The following is an 8,297-nucleotide window of genomic DNA, read 5'->3' as shown; positions in this document are numbered from 1 at the left end:
AACGATGTCGCGAGACATCTGTCATGTGTCAGTGTGCTGTGGCTGTCAAGGATGTCGCGAGACAGCTGTCAAGTATCACCGGCCAGGCCCGCGCAGATTGGTGTCAACTATGTTCTGACACTGCACACCCTTAGCTCCACAATGTAAGTCACTTTAGCTGACTTTCTCCCGGAATCGCTCGCGATTCCGGGTTTTTTCTATCCTCTAGAGCGTTGTCGCCGGTCGGTAGAGCGCAGCGACGGCGCCGGAGGCAAAGGTAGGACGCCTGAGGAGCTCGAGACGGAGCTGGTTAGGTAAACCGGTCAGCAATCTCGGTCCATGGCCCGCGACGATCGGGTGGATCACGAACTCATCAACCAAGCCCCATTTCGCGAGGGATTGGGGGAGTCTCGCGCCACCCACGATGAGGAGGCCGCCCGTTTGTTTCCTTCAGGTCGCGGACTGCTTGTTCGACATCGCCTCGCAAGAGCTGCACATTCCACGTCACCGAGGCTCCATTAATTCCTCGTCCGTAGTAACCCCTGCCTCGTGGTCACAGCAACCGTCAAGGGTGAGGTTAATTGCGTAGCGCAGCAGCCTCGGCACGATCTTCTCCCGTGACGGCAGTGTCTGAGGCTGTCCAATCTAAGGATCTCAGCATGCTGAGGGCAACGCTTTCGCGGAATACATTAAATTGTGACTCTCCCCGCCTTCCCTGCTGCGGGATCGAGGTGCAGGGGCCGGGGGCGATGCGGTCACGCTCAGTGCCAGCGGGCAGCAATCTCCGATGCAGCCGCGCTCACAGCGCCGATCCGGTAGAAAAAAGATGCTCTACTCTTTTTCATATCTATAGTCAGTTTTATTTTTCTGGCGCTGTTTTGGTGGGGATGGAGGGTCCTCATTGGACGGGTCGGCATGACGCAAGGTGACGTGAATTCCAAGCAGATCACACTAACCGTTTTTGTGATCCATGCGTTGTCGACACGGATGCCCAAAACCAATTCGTCTCTGTACCCTTGAGGCATGGTAATTCCGGGAGTTGCACATCAAACCCTTGCGCAAATGGTGGCGACAGAAGTCAAAAAACGGGTCTTAGACCAGACATTCGCACCTGGTCAGAGACTCGGCGAGGCCGCGCTTGCTGAAGAATTCGGCGTTTCGCGTGTGCCCGTTCGTGAAGCACTGCAGGAATTGGCGACGAGTGGCCTGATCGAACGGCGACCGCGGCGCGGTTTTTTCGTCCGCGAGACTTCCACTGAGGAACTTAACGACCTCATCAGTGTCTCAGCGGCGCTAGACCAGATTCTGTTTAGCCGACTCGCAAGCGCGATGACCCAAGACGCGCTTGCAGAGATTGAGGATCTGTTCAGTCGCACCCAGGATGCGATCGATGCCGGCAACACCGGGGACGCGATTGGATTCAACGCGGAATTCCATGCGCTTGCTCGCAAGCACTGCGGCTCCTCGATACTGCAAGAAATCGTCGAACGGATCGAAACGCGTCTGGTGTGGATCGTGACGCAGCACGATGACCCGCAGCAGTTCCTCGATGTCCACCGAGAGATCGTGCGAGCCGCCCGTTCTGGTAATTCTGACCGGCTGGCCGACGCGATCGCCCACCATGCGATGGTCAGCGAGAAGGCCGTGTTGCACCACCAGAGCGGCCAAGGTCACTAACCAGTAACGTCCCTGGCATCTCACGTGGCGCTGACCTAAGAGACGGGGTCTGCACTCCCCAGACCTCGTCGCCGCGTCAATTTCGTGTTACCTTCGACACATGCGTGTAGAAGATATCGTGAAGAAGAAGGGCACGGATGTCGTGACCCTGACCTCGGACTCGACCATTTCGCAGCTGCTGTCAACCCTCAGCAAGCACTCAATCGGAGCGGTCGTCGTTGTCGACAACGATCAGGTCGTGGGAATCGTCTCCGAGCGTGACGTTGTGCAACGCATTGCTGAAACGGGATCGGTGGATGGCCAGATTTCCCAGATCATGACGAGTGATCTCGAGACGTGTGTGTACAGCGATGAGATTCAGACGCTCGCGTCAAAGATGACCGAGCGGCGAATCCGTCATCTTCCCGTCATGGATGGGGACACACTTGTCGCGATTGTCTCGATCGGCGATGTCGTGAAGTCGCGGCTCGATGACTTGGAAGCCGAGCGCGATCACCTGCACGGCTTCGTTCACGGCTAAGCTGCTAATAGCGGGTTTGCGCCCGCTGTCCGAGCAGGAAGACACCGTAGCGTGAGGTGTCTTCGTAATGCTCCTGCGCGGTATCAAGGGCGTCATAGGCATCGGCATCGTTGACGCCGAAGTCCTGCTGGACTACCGCCCGGTTCTCCAGGCGGTCATAGACAAATAGCGTGTGGCTCTGGGCTTTAAGGAACTCCACGGTCACCGCTTTCGGTAGAGGGTCTTGACTTGGTACTGAGGCTCACTCGTGACGTTAATACCGAGATTTCGGAAGATGCTCTCGTCAACCGAGCCGAGGATCGTGGTCGTATGGACCTCGCAACCGCGCAACTTTTTCAACTGGGCTAGCGCTTGCCTGGCGTACTCCGAAGAATCCGCCGAGACCGACAGGGCAATGAGGACCTCGTCTGTGTGAAGTCTTGGATTCCGGCTCCCCAGGTGCTCAGTTTTCAGCGTTTGGATCGGAGCAATCGACGCCGGCGCGAGAAGCTGAACCTCATCGTCAATACCTGCGAGTACCTTTAATGCATTCAGCAGCATTGCCGCACTGCAGCCGAGCAGGGGAGTCGTCTTTCCGGTGACGATCTGTCCATCGGCGAGCTCAATCGCGGAGGCCGGACCTTTCGTGCGCTTGGCAACCTCAAGCGCGGGGCGCACGACCGCTCGGTCATGGGGCGTGATGCCGAGTTTGCCCATGAGCAACGAAATCCGTTGCGAGATCGTGGGATCGAGTTCATCTCGGCGTTCTTCGACGAGCGCCTTGTAGTAGCGCCGGATGATCTCTTGCCGGCCGGCTTCGCGACATACCTCGTCATCGGAGATGCACGAGCCGACCATGTTGACGCCCATGTCGGTGGGCGACTGGTATGGGCAGCCGCCCGCAATCTCATCGAGCAGGACTTTGAGGAGCGGAAAGACTTCGGCGTCGCGGTTATAGCTCACGGCTTGGATGCCGTAGGCGGCGAGATGGAATGGGTCGATCAGGCTGACATCATCGAGGTCTGCTGTTGCCGCCTCGTAAGCGAGATTCACCGGATGATCGATGGGCAGGTTCCAGATCGGGAAGGTCTCGAACTTGGCATAGCCCGATTGGATGCCGCGCTCGTGATCGTGATAGATCTGCGACAGACACGTCGCAAGCTTTCCCGACCCCGGCCCCGGCGCCGTCACGATGACAAGGTCACGAGTTGTTTGGATGTACTCGTTTCGTCCAAAACCGTTCTTCGAGACAACGGTTCGCGTATCGGCCGGATAGCCCTTGATTGTGCGGTGGCGACTAACTTTCAGCCCGAGCCGCTCCAGGCGGTTTTTGAAAGACCTCGCAGCGGCGTTGGCTTCATCCAGCTGGGTCAAAACAATATTGTCGACGAGGAAACCTCGTTCGCGGAAAATATCGACGAGCCGCAGGGCGTCATCTTCGTACGGAATTCCGAGATCCGCACGAACCTTCTGGCGTTCCAGATCCTTAGCGTTGACGACCACGACGATCTCGATCTCGTCGACGAGGGTCTGGAGCATCGCTATCTTATTGTCGGGCGTGAAGCCTGGCAGGACGCGGGAGGCATGCATGTCATCGAAGAGTTTGCCACCCATCTCCAGGTAGAGCTTGCCGCCGATTTGCTGGCGTCGGGCATCAATTTGTTGCGACTGGAGAGAGATGTATCGTTCGCGATCGAAACCAATGGCGTGGGGCAGCACGAATGAGAGTCTAGTAGATCGCCGCATCTGTGGTGGGGTGTGGCCAGCACACTAGACTCACGCCATGGCAGAGAACAAAACGAAGCCGACGGAGGTCTCCGTCGCGGAGTTTCTTCATACGGTCCCTGAGCGTTGCCAAGCAGAATCAGCAGAGCTCATCACCATGATGAAGACGATCTCGGGTAAGGAGCCAGTGATGTGGGGGCCATCCATCATCGGGTTCGGTAGCCAGCACTATCGATACGACTCCGGTCGTGAAGGCGATATGCCCCAACTCTCGTTCAGTCCGCGAAAGAGCGCCATTACGATCTATTTTTCGGAAGGCTTCGAACACTACGGCACCGAACTGAAAGAGCTCGGTAAGCACCGAAGCTCGGTGTCCTGCCTCTACGTCAACAAGCTCGCCGACATCGACGCTGCGGCGTTGGAAGCGATGGTGAAGAAGTCGTGGACGATCGCCAACGCGAGCGCCAAGCCCCGAACCGTTGAGGAATACATAGCTCAAGTGCCGGCCAATGCGCGCGAGCAGTTTCTGGCGCTGCGCTCGCTCGTACGCTCGATCGTGCCAGACCTTCATGAGGTGCTGAGCTACGGCATCGTTGGCTACAAGGCGGACCCGAAGAAGCGGGCCCTCGTGTTCATCTCTGGATTCAAAGACCACGTGGGAATCTATCCGGTGCCGCACGATGACGAGCTGCGCAAAGAACTTGCTCCGCATATCCGAGGCGAGGGCAGTCTATGGTTCGAACTCGATGGTGAGCTGCCCGTGGATCTCATCACCAAGGTTGTGCAGGAGCTGACGTGAACGACCGGAAAATCAAAGCCTGCGAAACGGGCTCGGGAATCTCCTGGGACCGGTGGCTGGCAATCTTAACGCCGCATTCCGATGCTTCTCACACTGAGATCGCCCGCGTGGCGCTCGCCGCCATTGAGGCTGAAGGCGAATCGAGCAGGCCGCAGTGGTGGGCGCAGTCATGCGCGGTCACCTTCGTAGACGATGACCGCCGGGCGCGAAGACTTTGCGGGCACCGTGATCGTGGGGGAGCCGCGCGTCAGCTCCACCGAGAAGTGGCGTTACTGGCGCTGCGACCTGGACGATGGCTCCAAGGTCAGTGTCAATATCCAGACCAAACCTGCCGGCGATAAATCGACCCTGGCGGTCAATCACGACAAACTTGCTAGCGCTGCTGATGTCGAGGTGTGGCGAGCGTTTTGGAAGTCGTTTCCGCAGAAGTAAAAAGCTCCGAGTAGGCGGTGCGGATGTGGTGTTCCGCAATCCCGGCAGCGCGCTTCGCATCGCGCGAACGCAGGGCATCGACTAGCGCCTGATGCTCCGAGGCTAGCCGGCGACGAAACGCTTCCCAGTCCTCCAACTCGCGCGAGGCGCGATAAATGGGGGCCGCCACCGAGACACGCACGGCGTGGGTAAGGTCAGTCACCAGCTCATTGCCGCTCATATGCGCGATCGCGATATGGAATTCCGTGTCGAGTTCGTTGAATCCGTCGAGATCAAGGTCTGGCCGAGCCATCTCCCTCGCCAGTGCGGCAACTTCCGTCAGCTGCTCGTCAGTGGCGCGATCGGCCGCAAGGTTCGCACTTGATGTCTCTAGTGCGATTCGCGTTTCCATGATCGAAGACAGATCAAAACCGCCGAGTTCGACGTGGAGTCGGACCAGCGTAGCCAGGGCATCGGCAGGAGAGGGCGAGATCCTCGTTCCACTCGCAGGACCGCGACCGACCCCCGAGGTCATGATGCCCTGTGCTTGGAAAACTCTGATGGCTTCGCGCACCGCGGTACGCGAGACCCCCAGGTGGGAGGCCAGTTCGCGTTCGGGCATGACTTGGTCCCCGGCGACCATGCGGCCGCTCGTGATTTCGTCTTCGATGTAACGCAGCACCGTATCGACACTCGCCTGCATGAGACCAATTATGTCCGGTTGCGCCAATTTTGTATGATTAGGCCATACATGTATGGTCTAACCATATCTAGTAGTGGCCATGAACACCGGAGTGACGATGACGTTCCAGCCCGACATAGCCCCTTTGGGCAGCCTCGCGGTTTCCGCCCTCGTGGCGCTCTTGCCCCTCGTGACGATGTTCGTCACGCTCGGTATTCTGCGGTGGAAAGCTCACCTGGCGGGCCTCGCATCGCTGGCCGTTGCCCTGATCGTGGCGGTCGCGGCATTCAAGATGCCCGCATCCCTCGCATTGCTCAGCGCCACCCAGGGCGCGGCCTTCGGAATCTTTCCCATTACCTACATCGTTCTCGCAGCGGTCTGGCTCTATGAGCTGACTGTTGTGTCCGGCAGATTTGAAGACCTGCGGGCGACTTTTGGCCTGGTGAGCGATGATCCTCGGATTCTCGCGATCCTTATTGCCTTTTGTTTTGGTGGACTGCTCGAAGCGCTTGCTGGTTTCGGTGCACCGGTCGCCATCACGGGAGTCATGCTGGTCGCCGTCGGCTACCGTCCGATGCGGGCCGCGGTCACGGTACTCATCGCTAATACGGCGCCCGTCGCGTTTGGCGCCGTCGCCATTCCGATCATCACGGCCGGAAACCTCACCGGCATCGACTACCACGAAATCGGCGGGTATGTGGCTGCCCAGACCGCGTCACTTGCATGGTTCATCCCGCTCATCCTGCTGCTCGTGACCGATGGGGTGCGCGGACTGCGCGACGTCTGGCCCGTAGCCCTCGTCGTGGGTGTGTCCTTCGCGCTCGGCAAATGGATTTCGGCGAATTACATCTCCGTCGAGCTCACCGATGTCATCGCCTCATTGCTGGCGCTGGCCGCATGTGTCGCTTTCCTGCAAGTTTGGCGTCCGAGAGGAACCAAGGAGGCGCAAGAGCGGTTGCGGCAAGAAGCCGGCGGCCAGGCTATCGCGCCGACCGCCCGCCGCGAACTCACTGCCCAGCGGATTGCGATGGCGCTCGTGCCCTACATCCTCGTCGTCGTGGTCTTTGGCATCGCCAAGCTCGTGCGGCCTGTCACGTCGGCATTGACCGCAACCGACCTCACCTTCGGGTGGCCGGGCCTCGATGGCCGAGTCTTGACTGCTGCGGGCGAGGTATCGACCTCAACGGTCTATACCCTGTCCTGGCTGTCATCTCCTGGCACGATCTTGATCCTGACGGGAGTCATTGTCGCCCTCGTGTAACGGGTATCGGCGAAGCAAGCCGCCCGGACATTCATCGAGGTGCTTGGCCGACTTCGGTTTACCTTCATGACCATTGGTTCGGTCCTGGCGCTCGCCTACGTCATGAACTTCTCGGGGCAAACCCATGCCATCGGTACCTGGATTGCTGGGACGGGGGCGGCCTTTGCCTTCCTTTCTCCCATCCTTGGCTGGATTGGTACCGCGGTGACCGGATCAGATACCAGCGCTAACGCACTGTTTGCCACGTTGCAACAAACCGCTGCCATCAATGCCAATATCGATCCGACGCTTCTCGTCGCCGGAAACACCTCCGGTGGCGTCGTCGGAAAGCTCATCAGTCCTCAAAACCTCGCGATCGCGGCGACTGCCGTCGGCCTGGTTGGTCGAGAGTCTGACATTCTTCGAAAGGTCGTCGGTTGGTCCGTTGGCCTGCTCATTGTGCTGTGCCTACTCGTAGGCTTGCAATCAACCCCCATCCTGTCGTGGATGCTGCCCTAGGAGATTTGCGTTGACTACCGTCGCTCTGTTCGCCACCTGCATCAATGACACGATGTTTCCCTCGACACCAAAGGCTGTCGTCAAAGTCCTGCGTCGCCTTGGCTGTGATGTTGACTTTCCGCGGGAACAAACGTGCTGTGGGCAGATCTTCACAAATACCGGTTATTTCGATGAGGCCACAACTTCGGTGCAGACCTATCTACGGGCATTTGAGAAATACGACTACGTCGTCGGCCCCTCGGGTTCCTGCATCGGCGCGATTCGCCACCAACATCCGATGCTCGCCCGGCGCCTACTGGAGCGAGGGGAGATATCGGAGCGCGTCGTCGACAGGATCGATCAGATCGCGAATAAGAGCTACGACTTTCCCGAGTTCCTGATCGACGTCCTCGGTGTCAGCGATGTGGGCGCCTACTTCCCGCATCGCGTCACCTACCATCCGACGTGCCACTCGCTGCGAATCACGAAGGTCGGAGATCGGCCCTATCAGCTGCTGAAGGCGGTCCGTGGGCTGAGCTTGGTTGACCTGCCCGATGCGGACCGGTGCTGCGGGTTTGGCGGGACCTTCTCGGTAAAGAACCCTGATGTGTCGACCGCCATGGCAGCCGATAAAGCGCGAAACGTCGCGGCTACCGGCGCCGAGTATCTCGTGGCCGGCGACAACTCGTGCCTGATGAACATTTCGGGAGTACTTGATCGGACGAAGGCCGGAATCAAGCCCATTCATCTCGCTGAAATCCTGGCCCACACCGAAGGAGATGCGTGA

At 58.9% G+C, this 8,297-nt stretch carries 8 protein-coding genes and 2 pseudogenes; 6 read left to right on the top strand and 4 right to left on the bottom strand.

All coding sequences use genetic code 11. The annotated features are described in order from the left end of the window. Positions 1 to 204: 204 nt before the first annotated feature. Positions 205 to 414: pseudogene (locus MUN85_RS13055) on the bottom strand (dihydrofolate reductase family protein); the annotation flags it as partial. Between the two features lie 588 nt (positions 415 to 1,002). Between MUN85_RS13055 and MUN85_RS08525 the strand changes: the two are divergent. Together MUN85_RS08525 and MUN85_RS08520 are read left to right on the top strand one after the other, a co-directional pair. After that, a complete protein-coding gene (locus MUN85_RS08525; protein WP_250506318.1) occupies positions 1,003 to 1,656 on the top strand; it encodes a GntR family transcriptional regulator in 654 nt (217 codons plus the stop codon). Positions 1,657 to 1,756: 100 nt separating this feature from the next. Further along, complete coding sequence (locus MUN85_RS08520; RefSeq protein ID WP_250506317.1) at positions 1,757 to 2,176, top strand: CBS domain-containing protein; 420 nt, start codon at positions 1,757 to 1,759, stop codon at positions 2,174 to 2,176. A 4-nt stretch (positions 2,177 to 2,180) separates the two neighbouring features. Here the strand turns inward: MUN85_RS08520 and MUN85_RS08515 are convergent, their stop codons facing one another. Both MUN85_RS08515 and MUN85_RS08510 read right to left on the bottom strand, forming a co-directional pair. Further along, positions 2,181 to 2,375, bottom strand: a complete 195-nt coding sequence (locus tag MUN85_RS08515; RefSeq protein ID WP_092565135.1) for a hypothetical protein — start codon at positions 2,373 to 2,375, stop codon at positions 2,181 to 2,183. 2 nt (positions 2,376 to 2,377) lie between these two features. Beyond that, on the bottom strand, positions 2,378 to 3,871 hold the full coding sequence (locus tag MUN85_RS08510) for a DUF1846 domain-containing protein (protein ID WP_431603554.1): 1,494 nt from the start codon (positions 3,869 to 3,871) through the stop codon (positions 2,378 to 2,380). Positions 3,872 to 3,938: 67 nt separating this feature from the next. Here MUN85_RS08510 and MUN85_RS08505 point away from each other — a divergent pair, with 67 nt between their 5' ends. Together MUN85_RS08505 and MUN85_RS08500 are read left to right on the top strand one after the other, a co-directional pair. Then, on the top strand, positions 3,939 to 4,679 hold the full coding sequence (locus MUN85_RS08505) for a DUF1801 domain-containing protein (RefSeq protein WP_250506315.1): 741 nt from the start codon (positions 3,939 to 3,941) through the stop codon (positions 4,677 to 4,679). A 192-nt stretch (positions 4,680 to 4,871) separates the two neighbouring features. Beyond that, on the top strand, positions 4,872 to 5,111 hold the full coding sequence (locus MUN85_RS08500) for a hypothetical protein (RefSeq protein ID WP_250506314.1): 240 nt from the start codon (positions 4,872 to 4,874) through the stop codon (positions 5,109 to 5,111). Here the strand turns inward: MUN85_RS08500 and MUN85_RS08495 are convergent. After that, entirely contained in the window at positions 5,053 to 5,793 is a 741-nt protein-coding gene (locus tag MUN85_RS08495; protein WP_250506313.1) for a FadR/GntR family transcriptional regulator, read from the bottom strand. The two genes, MUN85_RS08500 and MUN85_RS08495, sit on opposite strands and share 59 nt — an antisense overlap. Before the next feature lie 79 nt (positions 5,794 to 5,872). Between MUN85_RS08495 and MUN85_RS08490 the strand changes: the two are divergent. Both MUN85_RS08490 and MUN85_RS08485 read left to right on the top strand, forming a co-directional pair. Next, a pseudogene (locus MUN85_RS08490) lies at positions 5,873 to 7,531 on the top strand (L-lactate permease). A gap of 10 nt (positions 7,532 to 7,541) precedes the next feature. Then, entirely contained in the window at positions 7,542 to 8,297 is a 756-nt protein-coding gene (locus MUN85_RS08485; RefSeq protein ID WP_284501045.1) for a (Fe-S)-binding protein, read from the top strand.

Origin of the sequence: Bowdeniella massiliensis (genome assembly GCF_023634005.1) — a bacterium.
GTDB lineage: Bacteria > Actinomycetota > Actinomycetes > Actinomycetales > Actinomycetaceae > Bowdeniella > Bowdeniella massiliensis.
This window is presented reverse-complemented; position numbering and strand designations above follow the sequence as displayed.